Annotated in this window: 24 protein-coding genes and 1 tRNA gene; 12 read left to right on the forward strand and 13 right to left on the reverse strand. The window is 65.0% G+C overall.

What is annotated here, in order from left to right:
• Positions 1-92 precede the first annotated feature (92 nt).
• Positions 93-752, forward strand: coding sequence for a sigma-70 family RNA polymerase sigma factor (locus FIU85_RS10020; protein ID WP_152496793.1), 660 nt, complete (start codon positions 93-95; stop codon positions 750-752).
• Between the two features lie 8 nt (positions 753-760).
• Positions 761-1411, forward strand: a complete 651-nt coding sequence (locus FIU85_RS10025) for a ChrR family anti-sigma-E factor (protein WP_152498220.1) — start codon at positions 761-763, stop codon at positions 1409-1411.
• A 102-nt stretch (positions 1412-1513) separates the two neighbouring features.
• On the opposite strand, the gene FIU85_RS10030 is transcribed toward FIU85_RS10025, so the two are convergent.
• The gene (locus FIU85_RS10030) at positions 1514-1924 is read right to left on the reverse strand and encodes a helix-turn-helix domain-containing protein (protein WP_152490885.1); all 411 of its coding nucleotides are present in this window, start codon (positions 1922-1924) and stop codon (positions 1514-1516) included.
• Between the two features lie 68 nt (positions 1925-1992).
• On the opposite strand from FIU85_RS10030, the gene FIU85_RS10035 reads away from it, so the two are divergent.
• Positions 1993-3408, forward strand: a complete 1416-nt coding sequence (locus tag FIU85_RS10035) for an MFS transporter (RefSeq protein ID WP_152496794.1) — start codon at positions 1993-1995, stop codon at positions 3406-3408.
• A gap of 234 nt (positions 3409-3642) precedes the next feature.
• On the opposite strand, the gene FIU85_RS10040 is transcribed toward FIU85_RS10035, so the two are convergent.
• Positions 3643-4386: a glutamine amidotransferase gene (locus FIU85_RS10040; RefSeq protein WP_152496795.1), complete on the reverse strand. Its 744-nt coding sequence runs from the start codon at positions 4384-4386 to the stop codon at positions 3643-3645.
• A gap of 192 nt (positions 4387-4578) precedes the next feature.
• On the opposite strand from FIU85_RS10040, the gene FIU85_RS10045 reads away from it, so the two are divergent.
• Together FIU85_RS10045 and lpxK are read left to right on the forward strand one after the other, a co-directional pair.
• Positions 4579-5799, forward strand: coding sequence for a 3-deoxy-D-manno-octulosonic acid transferase (locus tag FIU85_RS10045; RefSeq protein WP_152490882.1), 1221 nt, complete (start codon positions 4579-4581; stop codon positions 5797-5799).
• Positions 5799-6791: a tetraacyldisaccharide 4'-kinase gene (gene lpxK / locus FIU85_RS10050; protein WP_152496796.1), complete on the forward strand. Its 993-nt coding sequence runs from the start codon at positions 5799-5801 to the stop codon at positions 6789-6791. The genes FIU85_RS10045 and lpxK overlap by 1 nt, the downstream gene beginning before the upstream one ends.
• 66 nt (positions 6792-6857) lie before the next feature.
• Here lpxK and FIU85_RS10055 read toward each other — a convergent pair whose 3' ends face one another.
• The 3 genes from FIU85_RS10055 to FIU85_RS10065 are packed head-to-tail and all read right to left on the reverse strand — an operon-like array spanning position 6858 to position 9205.
• Positions 6858-7979 (reverse strand): CaiB/BaiF CoA-transferase family protein, encoded by a 1122-nt coding sequence (locus tag FIU85_RS10055; protein ID WP_152496797.1) that lies wholly within the window; start codon positions 7977-7979, stop codon positions 6858-6860.
• A complete protein-coding gene (locus FIU85_RS10060) occupies positions 7976-8677 on the reverse strand; it encodes a DsbA family protein (RefSeq protein ID WP_152496798.1) in 702 nt (233 codons plus the stop codon). The genes FIU85_RS10055 and FIU85_RS10060 overlap by 4 nt, the downstream gene beginning before the upstream one ends.
• 9 nt (positions 8678-8686) lie before the next feature.
• Positions 8687-9205: a DUF721 domain-containing protein gene (locus tag FIU85_RS10065; RefSeq protein WP_152496799.1), complete on the reverse strand. Its 519-nt coding sequence runs from the start codon at positions 9203-9205 to the stop codon at positions 8687-8689.
• Positions 9206-9288: 83 nt separating this feature from the next.
• On the opposite strand from FIU85_RS10065, the gene mutY reads away from it, so the two are divergent.
• Together mutY and FIU85_RS10075 are read left to right on the forward strand one after the other, a co-directional pair.
• The gene (mutY, locus tag FIU85_RS10070) at positions 9289-10368 is read left to right on the forward strand and encodes an A/G-specific adenine glycosylase (RefSeq protein ID WP_152496800.1); all 1080 of its coding nucleotides are present in this window, start codon (positions 9289-9291) and stop codon (positions 10366-10368) included.
• Positions 10369-10434: 66 nt separating this feature from the next.
• Positions 10435-11595, forward strand: coding sequence for an alkane 1-monooxygenase (locus tag FIU85_RS10075; protein ID WP_152496801.1), 1161 nt, complete (start codon positions 10435-10437; stop codon positions 11593-11595).
• A gap of 119 nt (positions 11596-11714) precedes the next feature.
• On the opposite strand, the gene FIU85_RS10080 is transcribed toward FIU85_RS10075, so the two are convergent.
• From FIU85_RS10080 to petA, 3 genes are read right to left on the reverse strand one after another with little or no spacing between them, the layout of a single operon-like run.
• Complete coding sequence (locus FIU85_RS10080) at positions 11715-12503, reverse strand: cytochrome c1 (RefSeq protein WP_152490875.1); 789 nt, start codon at positions 12501-12503, stop codon at positions 11715-11717.
• Positions 12504-12520: 17 nt separating this feature from the next.
• On the reverse strand, positions 12521-13861 hold the full coding sequence (gene petB, locus FIU85_RS10085; RefSeq protein ID WP_152490874.1) for a cytochrome b: 1341 nt from the start codon (positions 13859-13861) through the stop codon (positions 12521-12523).
• A 12-nt stretch (positions 13862-13873) separates the two neighbouring features.
• Positions 13874-14452 (reverse strand): ubiquinol-cytochrome c reductase iron-sulfur subunit, encoded by a 579-nt coding sequence (petA, locus tag FIU85_RS10090; protein ID WP_152490873.1) that lies wholly within the window; start codon positions 14450-14452, stop codon positions 13874-13876.
• A gap of 224 nt (positions 14453-14676) precedes the next feature.
• Here petA and FIU85_RS10095 point away from each other — a divergent pair, with 224 nt between their 5' ends.
• The 4 genes from FIU85_RS10095 (at position 14677) to FIU85_RS10110 (ending at position 18047) form a co-directional block, all read left to right on the forward strand.
• A complete protein-coding gene (locus FIU85_RS10095; RefSeq protein WP_152496802.1) occupies positions 14677-15357 on the forward strand; it encodes an outer membrane protein in 681 nt (226 codons plus the stop codon).
• 40 nt (positions 15358-15397) lie between these two features.
• Positions 15398-15790, forward strand: coding sequence for a hypothetical protein (locus FIU85_RS10100; protein ID WP_152496803.1), 393 nt, complete (start codon positions 15398-15400; stop codon positions 15788-15790).
• A 44-nt stretch (positions 15791-15834) separates the two neighbouring features.
• Positions 15835-17241, forward strand: coding sequence for a PepSY domain-containing protein (locus FIU85_RS10105; protein WP_152496804.1), 1407 nt, complete (start codon positions 15835-15837; stop codon positions 17239-17241).
• A gap of 104 nt (positions 17242-17345) precedes the next feature.
• Positions 17346-18047: a calcium-binding protein gene (locus FIU85_RS10110; protein WP_172978859.1), complete on the forward strand. Its 702-nt coding sequence runs from the start codon at positions 17346-17348 to the stop codon at positions 18045-18047.
• Position 18048: 1 nt separating this feature from the next.
• On the opposite strand, the gene FIU85_RS10115 is transcribed toward FIU85_RS10110, so the two are convergent.
• The 5 genes from FIU85_RS10115 to dapF form a co-directional block, all read right to left on the reverse strand.
• Entirely contained in the window at positions 18049-18651 is a 603-nt protein-coding gene (locus FIU85_RS10115) for a glutathione S-transferase (RefSeq protein ID WP_152496806.1), read from the reverse strand.
• Positions 18652-18711: 60 nt separating this feature from the next.
• Positions 18712-19332: an FMN-binding negative transcriptional regulator gene (locus FIU85_RS10120; protein ID WP_152496807.1), complete on the reverse strand. Its 621-nt coding sequence runs from the start codon at positions 19330-19332 to the stop codon at positions 18712-18714.
• 83 nt (positions 19333-19415) lie between these two features.
• Positions 19416-19805, reverse strand: a complete 390-nt coding sequence (locus FIU85_RS10125) for a nuclear transport factor 2 family protein (protein WP_152490866.1) — start codon at positions 19803-19805, stop codon at positions 19416-19418.
• A gap of 31 nt (positions 19806-19836) precedes the next feature.
• On the reverse strand, positions 19837-21105 hold the full coding sequence (gene mtaB / locus FIU85_RS10130; protein ID WP_152496808.1) for a tRNA (N(6)-L-threonylcarbamoyladenosine(37)-C(2))-methylthiotransferase MtaB: 1269 nt from the start codon (positions 21103-21105) through the stop codon (positions 19837-19839).
• On the reverse strand, positions 21102-21935 hold the full coding sequence (gene dapF / locus FIU85_RS10135; RefSeq protein WP_152496809.1) for a diaminopimelate epimerase: 834 nt from the start codon (positions 21933-21935) through the stop codon (positions 21102-21104). Before dapF ends, mtaB begins: the two co-directional genes overlap by 4 nt.
• A 107-nt stretch (positions 21936-22042) precedes the next feature.
• Here dapF and FIU85_RS10140 point away from each other — a divergent pair.
• A tRNA-Lys gene (locus tag FIU85_RS10140) sits at positions 22043-22118 on the forward strand.
• Positions 22119-22233: the final 115 nt, after the last annotated feature.

Raw genomic sequence — 22233 nt, forward strand, 5'->3', positions numbered from 1 at the left:
CCTGCTTAAGGTACGACCATGCGTCGAAATCGGATGCAAAGAAACCGACTGAATTTTTTGATCCGATCCGGCAACGGTCGCGTAGCAAGGACATGTTCAGTGACGCTGACGCCATCGAGATCACCGGCCTCCGTGCCGACACCCCGCCTCAGGCGGGCGTGCTCCTTTCGATCCGTGGCAAAGGCAAGAGTATTGAACCGGTGATCGAGAAGACGGAAGAGCATACCCAGGACTGGGCGCAAATCATCGCCCGGATACGCGACCAGCGCGACCGCGCCGCCTTTCAGCGGCTGTTCTCGCATTTCGCCCCACGGGTCAAAGCCTTCCTGATGAAATCCGGGACGGATGCATCACTGGCCGAGGAATGCGCGCAGGAGGTCATGGCGACCCTCTGGCAAAAGGCCCACATGTTCGATCCGTCCCGCGCCAGCGCGGCGACCTGGATCTTCACCATCGCGCGGAACCGCAGGATTGACGCGATCCGCAAGCAAAGACGACCCGAGCCCGAGGAATTGCCCTGGGGCCCGGAGCAGGAACCGGACCAGGCCGATGCCCTGGCCCTGCAACAGGAGAGCGAAAAACTGGGCGCCGCCATCGCGCAGCTGCCCGAAAAACAGAAGGACCTGATCGAAAAGGCCTATTTCGGCGATCTCACCCATTCCGAGATCGCCGAGGAAACCGGCCTCCCGCTCGGGACCATCAAATCGAGGATCAGACTGGCGCTGGACCGCCTGCGCCACCAGATGAAGTGATGACGACGATGACAGACACGATCAAACACCACCTGAGTGACAAGTTGCTCATGGGCTATTCCGCGGGCACCCTGCCCGAGGCGTTCAGCCTCGCGGTGGCGGCACACATCTCCATGTGCGACGAATGCCGCGCCCGGCTCGCGTCCTTCGACGCGGTCGGCGGCGCGCTGATGGAAGACTGCGGCGATGCCGACCTGTCCGACACCGCCTTCGAGGACACGCTGGCCCTGATCGACGCGGCCGACCTCTCCGCGCCCGAGCCGACCCAGACGGTCACCGGCACTCTGCCGCGCCCGCTGCAGGACTATATCGGCGGCGACCTCGACGCGGTGAAATGGAAATCCGTCGGCATGGGCGTGAAACAGGCCATCCTGCCCACCTCGCGCGAGGCCACGGCCCGCCTGCTCTACATTCCCGCCGGCGCCGCCGTGCCCGACCACGGCCACCGCGGCACCGAACTGACGCTGGTGCTGCAAGGCGCCTTCGCCGACGAGGTCGACCGCTTCGGCCCCGGCGATATCGAGATCGCGGGCGAAGAGCTCGACCACACGCCCGTGGCCGAGGTGGGCGCCGACTGCATCTGCCTCGCCGTCACCGACGCCCCCCTGCGCTTCCGCGGCTTCCTGCCCCGCATCGCGCAGCCCTTCCTGCGGATCTGACGTTTCAGCGGGGGCAGCTATACCGCGTGCCGGTCCACCATCCAGTCGAAGTTTCCAATGCGTTCCGACCTGGCGACGTCTGCTTTCAGACCGGCGGCGAACTCATCGCTTCCCGGCGCTCATAGAGCGCGCTGCAAACTGCATGAGGCGTTTGAATTTCGGACAATCCATATGGTTCTCCTCCGGGCAATCCGCCACATGCCGCAGCGCATCGCGCAGTCTGGTGAGGCCACGTATCTGGTCATCAAGCGCGTCTGCACGAAGATGCAACTCCGCGCGAGGCAACTGCGGTGATCCATCCCGGGCGAACATCGCTTTGATGTCCTCAAGCGAGAACCCAGCCATTTTGCCAAGTGAAATCAACGCAATCTGGGTAACGACCGGCGCGTCGAACTGTCGTCGCAGGCCGTGCCTTCCGACCGACCGGATCAGTCCGATTTCCTCGTAATATCGCAACGTCGAGGGAGGCAGGCCGCTCTTTTCCGACAGCACACCGATATCAAGCAGTTTCATGGTTGACCTCAAGTTGACTTGAAGTGGCAATGTAGCAACCGACCGCATCAAGAACAAGAGCGCCCCCTATGACCAGAACCGAACAGACCCGATTGCCCATTGCCACGTTGATCACTCTTGCCGCCGCCACGCTGACCGCATCTCTGGGCATTAGCATCGCGTCGGTCTTGCTCCCGAAACTGACACAGGTCTTTTCGGCGACGGTCTCGGGCGTCCAATGGATTGTGCTGATCTACCTCATGTCCATAACCATCGCCATCGTCCCGGCCGGACGGTTGGGCGACCTGTACGGTCATCGCCGCGTGTTCACCTGCGGTCTCTTGATCTTCATCGTCGCATCGGTTCTCTGCGCCACCGCGCCAGACCTTGGCGTGTTGATCGCCGGACGTGCATTGCAAGGGCTAGGCGGCGCTGTTCTGATCGCGCTTCCGATGTCGATGGCGCGCGATCTTGTTCCGACCGAGCGGCTTGGCACGGCAATGGGGTTACTGGGTATGACCTCCGCCGCAGGCACCGCACTTGGTCCCTCGCTTGGCGGTGGGCTGCTCTCTTGGAGCGATTGGCGGATGGCCTTCTGGCTCCTTGCAGCGCTTGGAACTGCCACACTCATTCTTGCCGTCACCGCGTTGCCCCGAAATCCCGCAACGCGGGTCGCATCCATCAAGGAACTGGATCTGCCGGGAACATTTGTACTGGCTATTGCTCTGTCTGCCTATGCGCTTGCGACAAGCGGTGACGCGGCCGGCATCCTGATTCAGCCCATGATGCTGTTCGCAGTTGCCCTGATCGGGGTCGCCTTGTTTGTGATTGTCGAAACTAGGGTGTCTTCACCGCTCGTTCCGCTGAGACTGCTTCGCGACCGCACAACCTGTATTGGCTTCGTCATGAACATGACGGTTGGCACCGTCATGATGTCCACCCTCGTCGTCGGGCCATTTTTCCTGGCATTTTCTCTTGGATTGAACGTTGCGCTGGTCGGGTTGGTTCTGGCGGTCGGTCCAGCCGTATCCGCGCTTTCCGGCGTTCCAGCGGGCCGATTGACGGATCGGGTGGGCGCATCCCGCGTGATCCTGATCGGCCTCCTGCAGGCTGTCTTCGGATTGCTGTGTCTTGCTTTTCTACCCCTATTTTTTGGGGTTGGCGGGTATGTCGTGGCGCTTGTCGTGCTGACCCCGGCCTTTCAGCTGTTTCTAGCCGCCAACAACACACTCGTGATGGTGGGGTCCGACAAAAAGCAACGTGGCCGTCTCTCGGGTTTGCTTGGCTTGTCGCGAAACCTGGGGCTGATGACGGGTGCCTCCGCTATCCCCGCCTTGTTTGTCGGATTCCTTGGCACAGGCAATGTCGCGGAAGCATCGGCGAGGGATGTGGCACATGCCTTTTCCCTGACGTTTGTCGTCGCCGCAAGTTTGGCAATGGTCACGTTGAGTTTGGCGATCTACGGCCGTGCCGGTCTCTCGCGTGGCGTAACGCCTGTTGCTTAATGAGCCGCCATTCGTTCAAAGTACAGCACTCGTCAAAGAGCGCTCGAAGCCGGCAGTCCACCTGGCCGACCGGGCCGCTATCATCACCCCCCTCCCGGGCTTGACCCGGGACCTCCCGGACATGCGCCGACCCTCCGCACTTCCGTTAACCAACCGGCGCCTGACAGTTGCACCGCCGCGATACCACCCGGATACCGACGCGATACCGACGCGGTTTCGGACGCCCCGGCGGGCTTAACCCTTGCCGTACCTCTGTACGAAATTCCGCAGGATCATCTCGGGCGCGAACACGTCCGCCGCCCGGCACATGGCGATCAGATCCTCCGCATCCTCGGGCGGGAAATAGCCCCGATCGCGGTAGATCCTGATCCGCGTCTCGAACCCGTCCGCATCCGCCTCGGGGTGGAACTGCGTGGCATAGACATTCTCTTTGTACCGCAACATCTGGTATGGACACGCCTCGGATCTCACAAGATGCACGCATTCTTCCGGCAGGTCCTGCAAGGCCTCCTTGTGCCCCACGAACGCGTCGAACGCCGTCGGAACGCCCGCCAGCAGCGCATCGTCCTTGCCCTCCGGCGTGACTTCGCAGGCCGATGTGCCCACCGCCTCGCCAAAGGCCCGCTTGCTGACATCGCCCTGCAGGTGCGCCCCAAGGATTCCGATCCCGTAACAGCAACCCAGGAAAGGAAAATCCCGCTCCGTCACCTTGGGCATCAGCCCCAGAACATCCGCCTCGATCCGCGCCTCGATCTCGGATTTTTGCTCCGGCGCATCGCTCACACAGCCCGGACCGCCCCCGACGATCACACCCGAAAAAGTATCCAGATCAATGTCTTCCGGCAACCTCTCCCGGTCCATCCGGATCCGCCGCGCGGCGCCGGCCTCCAATCCGCCCTTGCGCAGGATCGCCGCGAACTCGTCGTCCGACGCCTCGGTTTCCGGGCGCAGTTGCAGGATCAGGAAAGGCTTGGTCATGGTCCATGGCTCCGGCAAGGGGTCCTGTCCATTGGCCTCATTCCGGCGCGCAGGTCAACCCGTCCGCATCCCTTGACCCCGCTTGGCAATAGAATACCCTGCGCCACGACCGGCCGCCGCGAGGAATGCAACGGTGCCATTCTGCTACAGACATGATTTCACGGCGTTATTACGCATCGCAAGGGGTCCGGCATGAGCCGCTCCCTCAGCCTCGCGGCGTATCTCGCCTATGCCCGTCGCGGACCGGCCCGGCCCTACACCCCCAGCCGGGAGCGCCCCTCCGGCCCGTTGTTCTGGGCTCATGCCGCCGACAGCGGCCACGCCGGCGCCTTGCTGCAGCTCTTCGACCGCCTGCGCCTCTACCGTCCGAAACTCTCGCTTCTGCTGACCTCGACGGACACGCCCCCGGCCACGCCCTATCGGGACCGGACCGAAGTCATCTTCGAACAACTGCCCGAAGACAGCGTCGCCACCGCCGAGGCGTTTCTTGGCTGCTGGCGTCCCGACATCGCCCTCTGGACAGGTGGCGGCCTTCAGCCCGCCCTGCTGGATCGCACCGCGGAGATGCACATTCCCATCGCGCTCGTCGATGCCACCGAATCCGCGCTGGCGCGTCCCGCCTGGCGCTGGTTTCCCGACCTGCCCCGCGCCCTGTTGCGCCAGTTCGAGTTCGTCATGGCCCGAGACGAGGCCTCGGCCCGCTTTCTGCGCCGCATGGGCGTGCCCGAACGCGTGGTATCGGTCACCGGCCCGCTGCTCGAAGGCACCGTGTCCCTGCCCTACAACGAGTCCGACCGCGCCGACCTCGCCGCCACCTTGCTGGGCCGTCCGATCTGGCTGGCCGCGATGATCCGCCCCGAAGAGATCGAGACCGTGCTTGACGCCCATCGTGAGATCAGCCGTTTCTCGCACCGGACCCTGCTGGTCATGGCGCCCGAAACCCCGGAGGAGACGGCGCCTTTCCGCGCCGCGCTGGGCGACGCCGGAATGCGGCATATCACCTGGTCCGAAGGCGCGCTGCCGGACGAGACCACCCAGGTGATCCTGGCCGACACACGCGGCGAAATGGGGCTTTGGTACCGCCTTGCGCCGACCACCTTTCTCGGCAGTTCGCTGGTCTCCGGCGCGCATGGATACGACCCGAACGAACCCGCGGCGCACGGCTCGGCCATCCTTTACGGCCCCAATATCCGCCGGTATCTCAACAGCTATTCCCGCTTTGCCGAGGCCGGCGCGGCCCGCATCGTTCGCGATGCCGAAACCCTGGCCGCCGCGGTCAAACGCCTGATCCCCCCCGATCAGTCCGCCGGCATGGCCCATGCGGCCTGGGAGGTCGCCTCGCGCAGCGCCGGGCTGACCGACCGTATCGCCGACCTGCTGAACGACCGGCTCGACCGGCTGGAGGAACATTGATGCGCGCACCCGGCTTCTGGGACAGCACCCCCGACCGGCCCGGACTACGGGCACGGCTTCTGTCGCCCCTGGGCCGCGCCTATGCCCGCGCCACCGCCCGCCGCGTGGCCAGGGCGCCGGAGTTCCGCGCAGAGGTTCCGGTGATCTGCGTCGGCAACCTCAATGCCGGCGGCACCGGCAAGACGCCGACGGTGATCGCGCTCGTCCAGCACTTGCAATCGCGCGGCAGGACCGTTGCCGTCATTTCCCGCGGCCACGGCGGCGCGCTCGACGGCCCCGTCGAGGTGAACGAGCGCACTCACACTGCCCGGGATGTCGGCGACGAACCCCTGCTGGTCGCCGCCTTCACCCGCACCTGGATCGCCCGCGACAGGGCCGCCGCAGCAAGGGCGGCAGCGGCCTCGAACCCGGATGTGATCATCATGGATGACGGTCACCAGAACCCGTCCGTGGCGCGCGACCTGTCGCTTGTCGTGGTCGATGCGGTCAAGGGCTTCGGCAATGGCCGTTGCCTGCCGGCCGGCCCCCTGCGCGAGCCCGTGGAAACCGGCCTCGACCGCGCCGATCTTCTGCTGTCGATCGGCCCCGACGCCGCGCAGATCGCGTTTCGCAAGACCTGGGGCCACGTCATCCTGATCCCCCACGTGAACGGCAGGCTGGACCCGTTGCAGACCGGCATGGACTGGACCGGCACGCGCTTTCTCGCCTTCGCGGGCATCGGCCACCCGGAGAAATTCTTCGCCACCCTGCGCGGCCTCGGCGCCGACCTTTCGCGGGCCGAGGCGCTGGACGATCACCAGCCCCTCACCGAGGCGCTGATGACCCGGCTGGAAAACGAGGCCGCGCTCATTCAAGCCCAGCTCGTCACCACAGAAAAGGACGCGGTCCGCCTGCCCCCGGCCTTCCGCCGCAAGGTCCTGACCTTGCCGGTCCGGCTGACGCTGTCCGACTGGGCGCCGCTGGATGCCAAGCTGGAAAACCTCGGCCTCTGATCCGGCTTTTTCTTGCCCTAAATACTCAAATCAAAAAATAGAGCGTGGCGAAGCCACACAATTTGATCACGCCGGGTCGTCCTCGCCCAGCTTCGGCGAGGCGCGTCCTAACGACAGATCCGCATCGGAAAACCGCATCGGGCTGCGCACGCCCGGCACGCCGTCCACCTCCACCTTAAGGCCCCGCGCCACGACCTGCGGATCGGCAAAGACCTCGGCCATGTCGTTGATCGGCCCCACCGGCACGCCCTGCGCCTCGCACCCGGCTTGCAACGCGGCCTTGCTCAGCCCCTTGGTGTACCCGGTCAGCGCCTCTGTCAGCGCATCGCGATGCGCCACCCGGTCGGCATTGGTGGCATAGTCCGGCGCCGCCTTGACGTCCGTCGCGCCCAGCACGTCGCAGAACCGCCCGAACTGCGCGTCATTGCCCACAGCCACGATCAAAAAGCCGTCCGAACACTCGAACACCTGGTACGGTGACAGGTTCGGATGCTGGTTACCCAGCCTTTGCGGCGGCGTGCCCGTGGCCAGATAATTCATCGCCTGGTTCGCGGTCACCGCCACCGCCGTATCCAGAAGCGCCATGTCGATATGCTGGCCCTTGCCCGTCGCCTGCCGCTGGTGCAATGCGGCCAGGATCGCGGTGCTGGCATAGACGCCGGTGAAGATATCCGTCACCGCCACGCCCACCTTCACCGGCTGGCCTTCGGGATCGCCGGTCATGCTCATCAGCCCCGACATGCCCTGGATGATATAGTCATACCCGGCCTTGCCCGCATAGGGCCCGTCCTGCCCGAACCCGGTGATCGAGCAATAGATCAACCCCGGGTTCACTGTCGCAAGGCTCGGGTAATCCAACCCGTATTTCGCCAGACCGCCGACCTTGAAATTCTCGATCAGGATGTCGGCCTCCGCCACCAGCTCACGGACACGGGCCTGTCCCGCCCCGGTGCGGAAATCCACCGTGACGCTCTGCTTGCCACGGTTGCACGAATGGAAATAGGCGGCCGAGCGGTCGCCGTCACGCTCGATGAACGGAGGCCCCCACTGGCGCGTATCGTCGCCCGCGGGGCTTTCCACCTTGATCACCTCGGCCCCCAGATCGGCCAGCACCTGCCCGGCCCAGGGGCCGGCCAGGATCCGCGCCAGCTCGACGACCTTCAGGCCGACCAGCGGCGCGGGCTTCATTCCGCCAGTTGGTCGTCGATCATCGCCTTCAACTCGTCATAGGACATGTTGGAATGCGTCTCGCCGTTGATCACCAGCGTCGGCGTCGAATTCACGTCGTCGGCCTCGGCATTCTCCTGGAACCAGGCCACCAACGTCTTGGCCTTGTCGGCATCGTTCAGGCAGGCATCCAGCTGGTCGTCGTCCAGCCCCGCGACCTTGCCGATCTTGCGCAACCGCTCCGAGATGGCCACCGGGTCCTGCCCGTCGCCGATCCAGTCCTTCTGCTGGTCATAGATCATCTCGGTGATGCCAAAGAACCGCTCTTCGCCGCCGCAGCGCGCCACCATCGACGCCCAAAGGCCATAACGGTCGAAATAGACGTCGCGATAGGTGAAATGCACCTTCCCTGCGTCGATATACTCGGATTTCAGCTGCTTGAACTGGTTCTCGTGGAAATTCGCGCAATGCGGACAGGTGAAGGACGCGTATTCGACGATCTTCACCGGCGCGCTTTCCTCGCCCAGGGTCATTTCCACGATCGAGGACGTGTCGATCTCTTCCGCCGACGCGTCCGACCCCTCCTGCGCATTGGCGGCGCCCGGCAGGTCGATCACACCGCTGCTTTCGGTGGGTTTTCCGGTCTGCCCGCTCAGCCACCAGCCGCCGCCGGCCGCCAGGACAAGGGCCGCGGCCCCGGAAAGAAGCACGTTTTTCATCTCATCACCTTACGATTTCTGCGTGTTGCTTTTCGTTAATACGTTCCGGCCCAGCTTTTCCAGCGCATCGCGCAATCCCGCATCGCCCACGGGCTGCGCCAGCCTGGCGGCCGCAGCCACGGTCATCTCGCTCGGGGCGGGTTTCTCGGCCGCCTTCGGCCGATGCTCGAAACTGGCCTGCCCTTCGGCAAACCCGGTGGGCGCCGTCTGGGTGATCTGAACGCGCGCGATGGCGTTATAGCCATAGGCGGTGTTCACCCGCTCGCGGAGCGTTTCCTTCTGCATTTCCAGCATCGGCGCCTGTGCGCCCGTGGTCAGCACGACCAGCGTCGCGCCCAGGCCATGACGGGGATAGGTCACCTTGACGGGCCGGCATATCGCGGCGATCTCTTCCCCCGCGATCTCGGGCCAGTGCGTCACCACGCGCGACACCGCAAAGCCCCGGCTTTCCGAGGCTTTCCGGATCCGCGCCCCCAACAGGGCACCGCTGCGCTTGAAGCCTTTCGTCGTGCCCCGATACGCGGGCATGGCTGACCTCCCGTTTCCTCGCCCTAATGTAGAGGGTATGAGGATGAACGACAAACGCAAAGCTGGCAAAGGCGGGATAACAGATGCGTGACACCGAGATGAGCACGGCCTTGCTGGACTGGTACGACCGCCACGCACGCCAGATGCCGTGGCGCGTGCCCCCGGATGCGAAAAAGGCCGGGGTGCGCCCGGACCCTTACGCCGTCTGGCTCTCCGAGGTCATGCTGCAACAAACCACCGTCGCCGCGGTCAAAAGCTATTTCGAACGCTTCACCGCGCTCTGGCCCACCGTCACCGGCCTCGCCGCCGCCGAGGATGCGCAGGTGATGGGAGAATGGGCGGGCCTGGGATATTATGCCCGCGCCCGCAACCTGTTGAAATGCGCCCGCGTCGTGGCGTCCGACCATGGCGGCTGGTTCCCCGGCACCGCCGCCGAGTTGCAAAAACTCCCCGGCATCGGCCCCTATACCGCCGCCGCCATCTCGGCCATCGCCTTCGATCAGCCTTCGGTGGTGGTCGACGGCAATGTCGAGCGGGTCATGGCCCGCCTCCACGACATCCACACCCCTCTGCCCGCCGCCAAGCCCGAACTGACCGAGGCCGCGGCAACCCTCACGCCCCGGGACCGCCCCGGCGACTATGCCCAGGCGGTGATGGACCTCGGCGCCACCATCTGCACGCCCCGCAGTCCCGCCTGCGGCATCTGCCCCTGGCGCACCCCCTGCGCCGCGCGCATGAATGGCACGCAGGTCGATCTGCCCAAAAAGACCCCGAAAAAGGCCAAGCCCACGCGGCTCGGCATCGCCTATGTCGCACGCCGCGCCGATGGCGCCTGGCTGCTGGAACGCCGCCCCGACAGCGGCCTTCTGGGCGGGATGCTCGGCTGGCCCGGCAGCGACTGGTCCGACGCGCCCACCCCCGCCCCGCCGCTGGATGCCGACTGGCAGATGCTCGACGCCGAGGCGCGCCACACCTTCACCCATTTCCACCTGCGCCTGAAAATCGCCCTTGCCTGCCTTGGCCCGGACGCGGACAGTCCCTCCAACACCACCCGCTTCGTCCCCGCCCACGCCTTCAAACCGACCGACTTGCCCACCGTCATGCGCAAGGTTTTTGACTTGGCCCGCGAACCCTTGCAAGACTGCGCCGCGAACACGTCCTGAGGCGATTTGCGCAATCGTCCCGCACCCGCGCATCACGCTACAATCGCGGGCAAAAAGGTGAAGGCCATGCAGACCACCACGCCCAAATACCTTCCCGCCGACAAGGTCGGAACCCTCCGGCGCGCGCTGCCCTTCTGGGCCGCCTTCTCACTTGTCCCGCTGGCCGTCATCAGCGCCACCCAGGGCGGCTGGACGGTCTTCCTGCTGCCGCTCTTCACCTGGTATTTCTTCGCCGCGCTCGACGCCGTGCTAGGGCTGGAGCTCGAAAATCTCGACCCCGAAACGCGCCAGCAGCACATCCGCATGTACACCGCCGTCACCGTGCTCTGGCCGCCGGTGCAGTTCTGCCTGCTTTTCTGGATGATCTGGTACGCCACCGGCCCCGGCGACGCGCATCTGAACGCTTTGGAAACCATCCTTCTGTTCTTCGGCATGGGCGTGATTTCCGGCACGGTCGGCATCAACTTCTCGCACGAACTCATGCACCAGAAAGGCAAGGGCGAGCGTTTCCTGGGCGACGCGCTCCTGTCGATGGTGCTCTACTCGCATTTCCGGTCCGAACACCTGCAGGTCCACCACCGCCATGTCGGCACCCCGCGCGACCCGGTGACGGCGCGCTACAACGAGGGCTTCCACCGTTTCTTTCCCCGCGTCCTGCGCGAAAGCCTGATGTCGTCGTGGCAGGCCGAAAAGGCCCTGCTGGCCCGCAAGGGCAAGCCGTGGTGGGACCTCAAGAACCCGTTCTGGAAATACTGGGGCTTGCAGGCCTTCATGCTGCTCCTCGCCGCGCTCATCGGCGGCTGGATCGGCCTCGCGCTCTTTGTCTGGCAGGCGTTCATCGCCATCTGGCAGCTGGAGCTGGTCAACTACGTCGAACATTACGGCCTCACCCGAAAACACCTGGGCGACGGCAAGTACGAGCACGTCAAACCCCAGCACAGCTGGAACGCCGCGCAGAAGGCGTCGAACTGGCTGCTGATCAACCTGCAACGCCATTCCGACCACCACTACAAGCCCAACCGCCGCTTCCCGCTCCTGCAGAACTACTCCGAGGACGAGGCGCCGCAACTGCCCTATGGCTACCCGGTGATGACAGTGGCCGCGATGATCCCGCCGCTCTGGCGCCGGGTGATGAACCCCCGCGTCCGCCGCTGGCGCGAGAAATACTACCCCGAGATCACCGACTGGAAGCCCTACAACAAGGCGCTGAACCCGCTCCCGCGTTAGTCGTCGACCCTACACGGGATCGAGGCGCAGCAAGCGCGCATCGCCAATCCCCACTCCCAAAGCAAAAACCCCCGCTGCATCGCAACGGGGGCTTCCATATCTCAGCGAAGGCCGGTCGTTCAGCTTTCGTATTTCTTCTTGATCGGCTTCCAGATCCGCTTGTTCGTCAGGTACAGCAGCACCGACAGCAGCGTCAGGAAGATCACCCCGGTCAGGCCCGCCTGCTTGCGGTCCATCATCTTGGGTTCCGCCGTCCACATCAGGAAGGCCGCGACGTCCTTGGAGATCGCGCTCAGGTCGTTCTCGTGACCGTCGGCATACTCCACGTCCTCACCGTAAAGCGGCGGCGCCATGGCGATCCAGCCGCCGGGGAACGCCTCGTTCTCATAGAACGTGGTGCCGGCTTCTTCCTTGGTCTCGCCGGTATAGCTGGTCAGCAGCGAATAGATGTATTCCGGGCCGCCCATACCTTTCACAAGCTGGTTGATCCCGGTGCCTTCCGGCCCGTGGAACCCGGCGCGGGCTTTGGCCATCAGGCTCAGGTCCGGCGCGTTCTCCATGTTCGAACCAGGGAAATGGTCGACCGGGCGTGCCGCGCGGAAATCATCCAGTTCCTCGTCGAAAACCTCGTAATTCTCGGCATAGGCGCGCACCTCGGCCTCCGAGAAATGCGGTCCGCCTTCATCGCCCAGCGTGCGCAGCGGCACGTATTGCAGGCCGTGGCACGCCGAACAGATCTCGGTATAGACCTGCAGGCCACGCTGAAGCTGGAACTGGTCGAAGCTGCCGAACGGCCCCTCGAACGAGAAGTCCACGTCCTTTACGTGGCCCTCGCCGCCCGCGGCCATCACGCCGCCGGTCGAAAGGGCCAGGGCGGTAACTGCGCTGATCGCGACTGTCTTGAACATTTGCCTCGTCCTTTCTCTTACTCGGCCGGGCTGGCAACGGTGGCCGTGCCGCCGCTTGCCGCCTTGTGCGCCTCGAAATCCGCCTCGATGGTCTCGGGCTGCGGCAACGGTTTCTCGATCACGCCCAGCAGGGGCAGGATGATCAGGAAGTAGGCGAACCAGTAGGCCGACGCGATCAGCGAGTAGGTCGCGTAGGGCTCTTCCGCCGGACGCGCGCCCAGCCACATCAGCACGACGAAGTCGACCGCCAAGAGCCAGAACCACCACTTGAACATCGGGCGATACCGGCCCGACCGCACCATCGAGGTGTCCAGCCAGGGCGCCAGCGCCATCACGGCAATCGCGCCGAACATCGCCAGCACGCCAAAGAACTTGGCGTCGATGATGCCGCCGGTGATGAACGATGCGAACTGCACCACCCACACTTCCGACGTGAACGCCCGCAGGATCGCGTAGAACGGCAGGAAATACCATTCGGGCACGATATGCGCCGGCGTCGCCAGGGCGTTGGCCTCGATATAGTTGTCGGGGTGGCCCAGATAGTTCGGCATGAAGCCGACGATGGCAAAGAACACCGCCAGGATCACGGCCAGCGCAAACAGGTCCTTGATCACGAAGTAGGGCCAGAACGGAACGGTGTCCTTCTCGGCCTCGGCCTTTGAGGTGCGGCGCACTTCGACACCCGTGGGGTTGTTGTTGCCCGTGGTGTGGAACGCCCAGATATGCACCGCGACCAGCGCGGCAATCACGAAGGGCAGCAGGTAATGCAGGCTGAAAAAGCGGTTCAGCGTGGCGTTGTCCACCGCCGGACCACCCAGCAGCCAGGTCTGGATCGGCTCACCGATCAGCGGGATCGCCCCGAAGAGGCCGGTAATCACCGTGGCACCCCAGAACGACATCTGCCCCCAGGGCAGCACGTAGCCCATGAAGGCCGTGCCCATCATCATCAAGTAGATCAGCATCCCCACGATCCACGTGATCTCGCGCGGGGCCTTGTAGGAACCGTAATAGAGACCGCGGAAGATGTGCAGGTAGACCGCGAAGAAGAACAGCGATGCGCCGTTCATGTGCAGGTACCGGATCATGTGCCCGCCATTGACGTTGCGCATGATGTGCTCGATCGACGAGAACGCGTAATCCACATGCGGCGTATAGTGCATCACCAGCACGATCCCGGTGATGATCTGCAACGCCAGGCAGAAGGTCAGAACGATGCCCCAGATCCACATCCAGTTCAGGTTCTTGGGCGTGGGGATCATGATCGTGTCGTACAGAAGACCGACAATGGGAAGGCGGCGGTTCAGCCACTTTTCACCGCCGGTTTTCGGTTCGTAATGGTCGTGAGGAATTCCAGCCATCGTTGTTATTCCTTATCCCAGCTTAACGGTCGTTTCATCGACGAATTCGGCCACCGGCACCGGCAGGTTCTCCGGCGCGGGTCCCTTGCGGATGCGTCCCGCCGTGTCGTAGTGCGACCCGTGGCAGGGGCAGAACCAACCGCCCACGCCGCTGTCCAGCACGTAATCGCCGGCATTGCTCAGCGGCACGCAGCCCAGGTGCGTGCAAACGCCGATCTGCACCAGCCACTCGCCGGTCTCGTCCAGCGCGCGGTTCTGGTCGGTGGCATCGGCCTCGCCCTGCAGGTTCTCGTTCCGGGCAATCGGGTCCGGCAGGCTCGAGACATCCACGTCACGCGCGGCCTCGATCTCGGCCTCGGTGCGGCGGCGGATGAAAACCGGCTTGCCCAGCCATTTCACCGTCAGCTGCGAGCCCTGGTCGACGCCCGAGACATCCACCCGGATCGAGCTGAGCGCCTGAACGTCGGCAGAGGGGTTCATCTGGTCGATCAGCGGCCAAACGGCTGCCCCGACCGCCACGGCGCCGGCGCCGCCGGTCGCGTAGTAGATGAAATCTCTGCGTGTGCCTTCGTGATCTTCTGCGTGGGACACGAGCCAATCTCCAATCTGTCTGAGCCTTCTCGGCAAACTCCCGCAAGCGGCGAACGGACGACTCCCCGTGCCGCGGTCAATCGGGTTATTATCCAACGATGACTGAGGCGTCCAGTGCACAATGCCAATCATTTGACCAGGGCGCTCATGTGTCGCGCTTGTGGCGTCTGAACAGCGGGTGTAAGCACGGCGCGACCCGACCTGTCGCTGAAAAGGCCCGTATCATGCTGAATTCCGTCCGAGTTTCCCTGTTTGCCCTCTTCGCCATGGCCTGCCCTGCCGCCGCCGAGATCGAGCTCAGCTTCTATCTTGGCGCGCAAGGCGCGAGCGAAAGCTCCGCCAGTGGCGTCCTGCCCAACGGTGGCGCCGCGTTCAACCGCAACATCGGCTGGGAAGGCAAGCCTTTCGACGCGCCCATCTATTACGGCGGCCGCGCCATGTACTGGACCGACACCAACTGGGGCTTCGGGCTCGAGGGCACGCACACCAAGGCCTACATGCCCGCCGGCGACGCCGCTGCCGTCGGCCTCACCCGGTTCGAGCTGTCGGACGGCCACAACATCTTTACCGCCAACGTCATGAAACGCTGGCCCGGCGCCTTCAACCAGGGCCGCTTCACGCCCTATGTCGGCGGTGGTCTCGGCGTTGCCATCCCACATGTCGACGCATTGGCTGTGGGCGCCACCAACCGCACCTACGACTACGAAAACACCGGCGTCGCGGTGCGCGGCATCGCCGGCATCAAGTACAATTTCACCGACCGCTGGGCGCTCTTCGGCGAATATCAGATGACCTATTCCGAGAACGACATCACCATCGACGGCGATCCCGGCCAGCCCGACGGCAAACTCAGCACCGACCTGCTGACCCACGCGGTCAATGTCGGCATCAGCTACAGCTTCTAAGATCTGGCGCGCCCCCGCCGGGGCGCGCGATTGACCCCACATGAAACCGAAACGCCCTCCCCGCTCCGGCGCGACACGCAGCATCGGCCTGATGCTGCTCTGGGCGTTCGTTTCCGTCTTCACCGCCTTTTCGTCCTTCGCGCCGGGCACCATGCCCCAGTTCCAGCCCGGCGGCATCACCGTCGTTCTGTGTACCGGCGACGCCCAGCGCAGCATCACCGTCGATGAAAACGGCACCCCGGTCGAGGCGCAGGACGTGCCTTGCCCCTGGGTCACCCATGCCAAGGCCGCCGATCCGGCCGTCGCCCCGATCGTCGCGGCACATACGATCCGCGCCACCCACCGCAACGCCGTCGTCTATCACACGGCAGCGCCGCATCCGAGCCTCGGCTTCCCCCCGGCGCACCCCCGCGCACCTCCCGCATACCTTTGATCTGACTGCACTTTCCCAACTGCTTCATATCAAAGGAGAACCTCATGGTTTCCGATCCCACCCCCATGGGCGCGGCCCCAACGGCTGCGCATGACCCGCAAAAACTCTACCGTGCCGCATGGCGCTGGCACTTCTACGCCGGGCTCTACGTCATCCCCTTCTTCGCCCTTCTGGCCATCACCGGCATGATGATGCTCTGGATCGCGCATCTTGACGGCCGCGACGGCGAGCGTATCCCCGTCACCGCGCTGGAGGCCCCCACCGCCGTCTCGGATCAGGCCAAGGCCGCCCTCGCCGCCATCCCGGACGGCGAGTTGCGCGCATATATCGCGCCCCGCACCGGCGATGTCGCCGCCGTCTTCCGCGTCGACGATACCACCGGCCCGCAAATGGTCGCCGTCGATCCCTACACGGCTCAGGTCATCCAAAGCTGGCCGCGCCGCAGCGGCTGGTACGACTTTGCCGACAACCTGCACAGCGACCTGATGCTGGGCGTCACCGGCGACCGGATGCTGGAAATCGCCGCCTCCATCGGCATGGTCCTGATCGCCACCGGCCTATACATGTGGTGGCCCCGCGGCGGCAGCACCTGGCGCGAGGCTCTGTTGCCCCGGCTTGGCAAAGGTCGCGCCGGCTGGCGCTCCCTGCACGGCGCAGCCGGCTTCTGGATCTCGATCATCCTGATCTTCTTCCTGCTTTCGGGCCTCTCTTGGACGGGTGTATGGGGCGCGAAAATGGTCCAGGCCTGGAGCCAGTTCCCCGCCGAGAAATGGGACAACGTCCCCCTTTCCGACGCCACCCATGCCAGCCTCAATGCCGGCCGCGCCGATGTGCCCTGGGTGCTGGAACAGACGCCCCTGCCGGCCTCGGGCAGCCAAGCCGGCACCGACGGCCTCGCCCCCGGCACCCCGGTCAATATCGACAGCATGGATGCGCTCGCCCGCCGGATCGGCTTTGACGGGCGCTACCAGATGAACCTGCCCGCAGGCGAAACCGGCGTCTACACCTTCGGGCGGGATTCGATGAACACCGACGACGTGAACCCCACCACCGACCGCACGACGCATGTGGACCGCTACACCGGCAGGATCCTCGCCGATATCCGCTACGAGGATTACGCGCTCGCGGGCAAGGCCATGGCCGTGAGCATCGCGTTGCACATGGGCACGCTGGGCCTGTGGAGCGTTCTGGCCAACACCGCCTTCTGCCTGACCGTGCTGATGCTCTGCGTCACGGCGGTGGTGATGTGGTGGAAACGCCGCCCATCCGGCAGCGCCCGCCTCGCCCCGCCGCCGATGCCGTCCAACATGCCGCTCTGGTCCGGCGCCGTGCTGGTGGGTCTTTTGGTGTCCCTGGCCTTCCCGCTGGCGGGCCTGACCCTGATCGCGGTGATCGCACTCGATGTATTGGTCATTTCCCGCATCCCGCCGCTGCGACGCCTGCTAAGCTGAACCACATGGAATGGCCCGGGGATTCTCCACCCCGGGCCGCTTTCTTTGAACGCTTCCGCTCTGCGACCCGACACAGGATCATGTTCAACGCAGAGGACCACATTATGAAACGCGACAGCTTCCAGTTCTTCGGCAGTGCCAGCGACGACCTCACCGGCACGAAGTCCCCCAATGACGGCATTTTCAGCTTGGGCGGCCGTCCCGACCTGCCCGGCGACTTCACCGATGGCGAAGACAGCCACGATGGCGCACCCGGAGGCCGCGTCCTGCCCGGCGAGGTGCACGGAACGAAAGGCGACGACCATATCTTCGACACCAATACCGCCGATGGCTCGCGATACTACGGCTTCGCCGGCGACGACACGATCGAAACCGGCGCGGGAAATGACAGCGTCTTCGGCGGGCTGGGCAACGACGTGATCATCGCCAATGGCGGCAACGACGTGATCGTTGGCGGCGAGGGCGACGACAACCTCTACGGCGAGGCCGGCAACGACAGCATCCACACCGGCGAAGGCGCCGATATCGTCTTTGGCGGCACAGGGGACGATTTCATCTTCCTGACCGACGACGGCGACGTGGACAGCGTCTATTTCATCCAGGGCAACGGCAACGACGTGATCGACAATTTCGAGACCGGCATCGACCAGGTCGGCATCGGCGGCTTCGGCTTCACGTCCTTCGCCGACATCGAAGGGCTTATCACCTATTCCGGCGATCAGGCGCTGATCGACTTCGGCAATGGCGACACGATCATCTTCACCGGCCTCGAAGCGCCGCTTGCCGCCGACGATTTCATCTTCTGACTCACTCCGGCGCGCTGGATTTCATGCTGTCGCGCTCGGAAAACGCCGCGAACCAGTCGTCCAGCGCGTCATTCCCCTTGCGCCACCCCCGGTCACCCAGCCGGAAATCCAGATAGCCCAGCGCACAGCCCACCGCGATCTGCCCGGCATCAAGCGGGCCGCGCAGATGGCTCATCCACCGCGCGTTGATCGCCGCCACGCTGCGCGCGACCTTCTCCCATTGCGCCTCGATCCACGGCTCATACACCATGTCCTCCGGCCGCACCCGCCGCTCGTAGACCATCGCCAGCGCCGCATCCAAAATCCCGTCCGCCGTCGCCTCCAGCGTCAGCGTCTCCCAGATCCGCCCTTGCGGGTACAGCTTCGTCCCCGCCCGCGCATCGAGGTAGCGGCAGATCACCCGGCTGTCATAGAGCGTCGGCCCCTCGTCCCGGATCAGCGCCGGGATCTTGCCAACCGGGTTGGCCGCCGCCACCGCCGGATCGGTCGCCACCGGCGTGGTCGACACCTCGACCATCTCTATCTCGTCGATCAGCCCGGTCTCGATCAGGGTCACCTTCACCTTGCGCACATAGGGCGACGGTTTGGCAGAGATCAGTTGCATCGTTCCTATCCTTCCGGTCTTTACGGACGCTACGCCCTTGATAGCGCCCGGTCCAGCGGTCTAACCGTTTGCATCCCGCATCAGCGCCGCCAGCGCCCCGGTGTCAACACCCATGCCCGACGCCTCCACCGCCTCGGCGGCCCGCAGACGCACTTCCTCCGCCTTGTTCTGGTTCAGCTTCCAGGTGCCGTGGATCTCGTCCACCCGCATCCGGCAGGGCACGATCTGCCGCATCATCCGCGCCATGACGTCCGGCGTCATCTTGTCGGATGTCCAGGGGAGCTTCGGCAACAACTGATCCTCGAAATGCGCCGATTGCCGATCCAGAAGGTCCCGCAGCTCGGCCTCTGGCCGCAATTCCACCTCCCCCACCAGGTGCACTGCAACGTAATTCCACGTCGGCACCTGGTCCTCGGCCCCGTACCAGTCCGGCGAGACATAAGAATACGGCCCCACCACAGCCAGCCGCGCATGCAAAGGCGCGGAGAGCGCCCGCGCAATGGGGTTCGACCGCACAAGATGAAACTCCGCGACCGCGCCATCCTCCGACAACAGGAACGGGATGTGGCTCACCAGCGGAGCGTCCTCGGTGCCAACCGCCAGCATCCCGAACGCCTGCGCCCGCGCGAATGCGATGTTCCGCGCCTCGGGCGTCTGGCGAAAGATCGGGTTGGGATGCATGGCGGGTCTCCTTCACGCTCACCATGTCGCGGTGGCGCCGCTCAAGGCCAGCAAAGAATTGTCCCCGTCACAATCGCGGCGCGTCACGGCTCCCGCGCCAGCGCGGCGGTATCGTGATACTCCACGATCTCGGTGATCTGCTCGTCCTTCACGGCAAAGAACAGCGCCAGACGCGTGTCGAACTGCCGCCCCGTCCCCTTGTGCGTGGCATGATGCGCGACCTGCGCCGCCGCCCGCTCGCCGCTCACGATCAGGTCCACGATCCGGTAGCCGGTGATCTCCCACCGCGCCAGGATCGCGCCCACGGCGTCATAGAACGCCGCCTTGCCCGACACGTCACAGGTGAATTTCCCGCAATCCGGCTGGCCGTTGATCCGATACCGCAAATCCTCGGCCAACAACGCATCCAGCGTGGCGCTATCCCCACCGGCATAGGCCTCAACAGCCTTTTCGATAACATCCTGCGTCCGCATGTGCGCCTCCCGAGGGCCGACCGCCCTCAGACTAGCACAAAGCAGGGTCCGCCGTCAGCCGCGCCGCGTCGTGCCCGGTCACCTTCGCGGTAACGATCTGCCCCTCGGGCTGATCCGTGCCAAAGGCCACTTCCGTGAACTGCTCGGTCCGTCCCATCCGGGCATTCTCGAGCAGAACCCGGTGCACCCGCCCCTGCTGTTCATCCAGATGCCGCGCCACGCGCGCTTCGCCCGCCGCCCGCAGCCGTGCCGCCCGGTCCTTGATCGCCCGCCCGTCCACCTGCGGCATCCGCGCCGCCGGCGTGCCCGGGCGCGGGCTGTAGGGGAAGACATGCAGCCAGGTCAGCCCGCACTCCTCGACCAGCCGCAGCGAGTTCTCGAACGCCGCCTCTGTCTCGGTCGGAAAGCCTGCGATGATGTCCGCGCCAAACGTCATGTCGGGGCGCAACTTGCGCGCCTCCTCGGAAAACCGGATCGCGTCGTCGCGCAAATGCCGCCGCTTCATGCGCTTCAGGATCAGGTCGTCGCCATGCTGCAAGCTCAGATGCAGATGCGGCATCAAGCGGCTTTCGGTGGCGATGGCCTGCATCAGGTTCTCGTCCACCTCGATCGAGTCGATCGACGAAATCCGCAACCGCGGCAGGTCCGGCACCAGCTTCAGGATACGCATCACCAGATCGCCCAATTTGGGTTCCGCCGGCAGGTCCGCGCCCCAGCTTGTCAGGTCCACACCGGTCAGCACCACCTCGTTGTATCCGCGATCCACCAGCCGCTTGATCTGGTCCACCACCACGCCCGCCGGCACGCTGCGCGAATTGCCCCGGCCGTAAGGGATGATGCAGAAGGTGCAACGATGGTCACACCCGTTCTGCACCTGCACATAGGCCCGGCTCCGCGTGCCGAACCCGTCGATCAGGTGCCCCGCCGTCTCGGTGACGCTCATGATGTCGTCCACCTGCACCGCCTCGGTCTCGCCGATAAAGTCCGCCGCCAGCCCGGCCCAGGTATCGCGCACCATCTTCTCGGTGTTGCCGATCACGGCATCCACCTCGGCCATCGCGGAAAACGTCTCGGGCTCCGTCTGCGCCGCGCAGCCCGTCACGATCAGCCGCGCCTCGGGGTTCTCGCGCCGCAGCTTGCGGATCTCCTGCCGCGCCTTGCGCACCGCCTCGGCGGTCACGGCGCAAGTGTTCACCACAACGGCGTTCTCCAGCCCCACCGCGCCGGCAAGCTCCTTCATGGCTTCCGTTTCATAGGCGTTCAGCCGACAGCCGAGCGTGGTGAAGACCGGCGCACTCATGACGCCGCCCTCAGGAAGTCCGCCGTCAGCACCCCATCACAGACATGCATCGTCGGTCCGGTCATCCAGACGCCATCCTCGCGCCACTCCACCCGCAGCGTGCCGCCATCCAGGTCGATCCGCACATCCCGCCCCGTCAGCCCCCGCCGCGCCGCCGCCACGGCGACCGCGCAAGACGAAGACCCCGAGGCCAGCGTCAATCCCACGCCCCGCTCCCACACCCGCATCCGAATGTGATCGGGGCCGATGACACTGGCCACCTGAACGTTGGTCCGCTCGGGAAACAGCGGGTGATGCTCGTACCGCGGACCGAAAGTCTCCAACGGGATCGCCTCGGCATCCTCGACGAAGAACGTGCAATGCGGATTGCCCATGCCCGTGGCCACCGGCCCGCCCTCGATGGGCAGTTCCAGCGTGTCCATCTCCTCGGCCAGCGGCACGTCCTGCCAGTCCAGGAACGGCGCCCCCATGTTGACAGAGGTCATCCCATCCCCCGCATCGACGGCATGAAGATCCCCCCGCGCCGTGGTCAGGTGCAGGCTTTCCTTGCCCTTCTCGTCCAGCAGATACCGGGCAATGCACCGCGTCGCGTTCCCGCAGGCGGCGGCCGTCGTGCCATCGCTGTTCCAGAACTCCAGATGCGCATCGCCCGCACCCTCGCGGATCACCGCCAGCTGGTCGAATCCGATCCCGCGATGCCGGTCGCCGATGGCCCGCGCCAGCCCCGGCGTCACCTCCACGTCACGCGCACGCCCGTCCAGGACGACAAAGTCGTTTCCCAGCCCGTGCATCTTCATGAAGGGCAATCCGGTATCCTGCGCAACGCTCATGGCCGCGCATATAAAGCGCCCGCGCAGACGAATCCAGCCACAGCGGAAAATTCCGTGCAATTGGGGCTTGACCCCCCTCTCCCCTCTTTCTAGATAGGCCGCCTAGTGGGCCGTTAGCTCAGTTGGTAGAGCAACTGACTTTTAATCAGTGGGTCGCAGGTTCGAATCCTGCACGGCTCACCACTGAAATCAGATACCCAGGATGAGTCTCGGCGTCTCCGGCCCTCGCCGGCCGCGCGCGGCCCGCCGTCATGGGCCACCGAAGACGGGCACTGTCGAACAAGCGCAACAGCGGGCA

Origin of the sequence: Roseovarius sp. THAF8 (assembly GCF_009363735.1) — a bacterium.
In the GTDB taxonomy this organism is placed as follows: domain Bacteria; phylum Pseudomonadota; class Alphaproteobacteria; order Rhodobacterales; family Rhodobacteraceae; genus Roseovarius.

Coding starts and splice junctions, on each gene's coding strand:
- FIU85_RS10020 (WP_152496793.1), top strand. CDS start 93: ATGTTCAGTGACGCTGACGCCATCGAGATCACCGGCCTCCGTGCCGAC.
- FIU85_RS10025 (WP_152498220.1), top strand. CDS start 761: ATGACAGACACGATCAAACACCACCTGAGTGACAAGTTGCTCATGGGC.
- FIU85_RS10030 (WP_152490885.1), bottom strand. CDS start 1,924: ATGAAACTGCTTGATATCGGTGTGCTGTCGGAAAAGAGCGGCCTGCCT.
- FIU85_RS10035 (WP_152496794.1), top strand. CDS start 1,993: ATGACCAGAACCGAACAGACCCGATTGCCCATTGCCACGTTGATCACT.
- FIU85_RS10040 (WP_152496795.1), bottom strand. CDS start 4,386: ATGACCAAGCCTTTCCTGATCCTGCAACTGCGCCCGGAAACCGAGGCG.
- FIU85_RS10045 (WP_152490882.1), top strand. CDS start 4,579: ATGAGCCGCTCCCTCAGCCTCGCGGCGTATCTCGCCTATGCCCGTCGC.
- lpxK (WP_152496796.1), top strand. CDS start 5,799: ATGCGCGCACCCGGCTTCTGGGACAGCACCCCCGACCGGCCCGGACTA.
- FIU85_RS10055 (WP_152496797.1), bottom strand. CDS start 7,979: ATGAAGCCCGCGCCGCTGGTCGGCCTGAAGGTCGTCGAGCTGGCGCGG.
- FIU85_RS10060 (WP_152496798.1), bottom strand. CDS start 8,677: ATGAAAAACGTGCTTCTTTCCGGGGCCGCGGCCCTTGTCCTGGCGGCC.
- FIU85_RS10065 (WP_152496799.1), bottom strand. CDS start 9,205: ATGCCCGCGTATCGGGGCACGACGAAAGGCTTCAAGCGCAGCGGTGCC.
- mutY (WP_152496800.1), top strand. CDS start 9,289: ATGCGTGACACCGAGATGAGCACGGCCTTGCTGGACTGGTACGACCGC.
- FIU85_RS10075 (WP_152496801.1), top strand. CDS start 10,435: ATGCAGACCACCACGCCCAAATACCTTCCCGCCGACAAGGTCGGAACC.
- FIU85_RS10080 (WP_152490875.1), bottom strand. CDS start 12,503: ATGTTCAAGACAGTCGCGATCAGCGCAGTTACCGCCCTGGCCCTTTCG.
- petB (WP_152490874.1), bottom strand. CDS start 13,861: ATGGCTGGAATTCCTCACGACCATTACGAACCGAAAACCGGCGGTGAA.
- FIU85_RS10095 (WP_152496802.1), top strand. CDS start 14,677: ATGCTGAATTCCGTCCGAGTTTCCCTGTTTGCCCTCTTCGCCATGGCC.
- FIU85_RS10100 (WP_152496803.1), top strand. CDS start 15,398: ATGAAACCGAAACGCCCTCCCCGCTCCGGCGCGACACGCAGCATCGGC.
- FIU85_RS10105 (WP_152496804.1), top strand. CDS start 15,835: ATGGTTTCCGATCCCACCCCCATGGGCGCGGCCCCAACGGCTGCGCAT.
- FIU85_RS10110 (WP_172978859.1), top strand. CDS start 17,346: ATGAAACGCGACAGCTTCCAGTTCTTCGGCAGTGCCAGCGACGACCTC.
- FIU85_RS10115 (WP_152496806.1), bottom strand. CDS start 18,651: ATGCAACTGATCTCTGCCAAACCGTCGCCCTATGTGCGCAAGGTGAAG.
- FIU85_RS10120 (WP_152496807.1), bottom strand. CDS start 19,332: ATGCATCCCAACCCGATCTTTCGCCAGACGCCCGAGGCGCGGAACATC.
- FIU85_RS10125 (WP_152490866.1), bottom strand. CDS start 19,805: ATGCGGACGCAGGATGTTATCGAAAAGGCTGTTGAGGCCTATGCCGGT.
- mtaB (WP_152496808.1), bottom strand. CDS start 21,105: ATGAGTGCGCCGGTCTTCACCACGCTCGGCTGTCGGCTGAACGCCTAT.
- dapF (WP_152496809.1), bottom strand. CDS start 21,935: ATGAGCGTTGCGCAGGATACCGGATTGCCCTTCATGAAGATGCACGGG.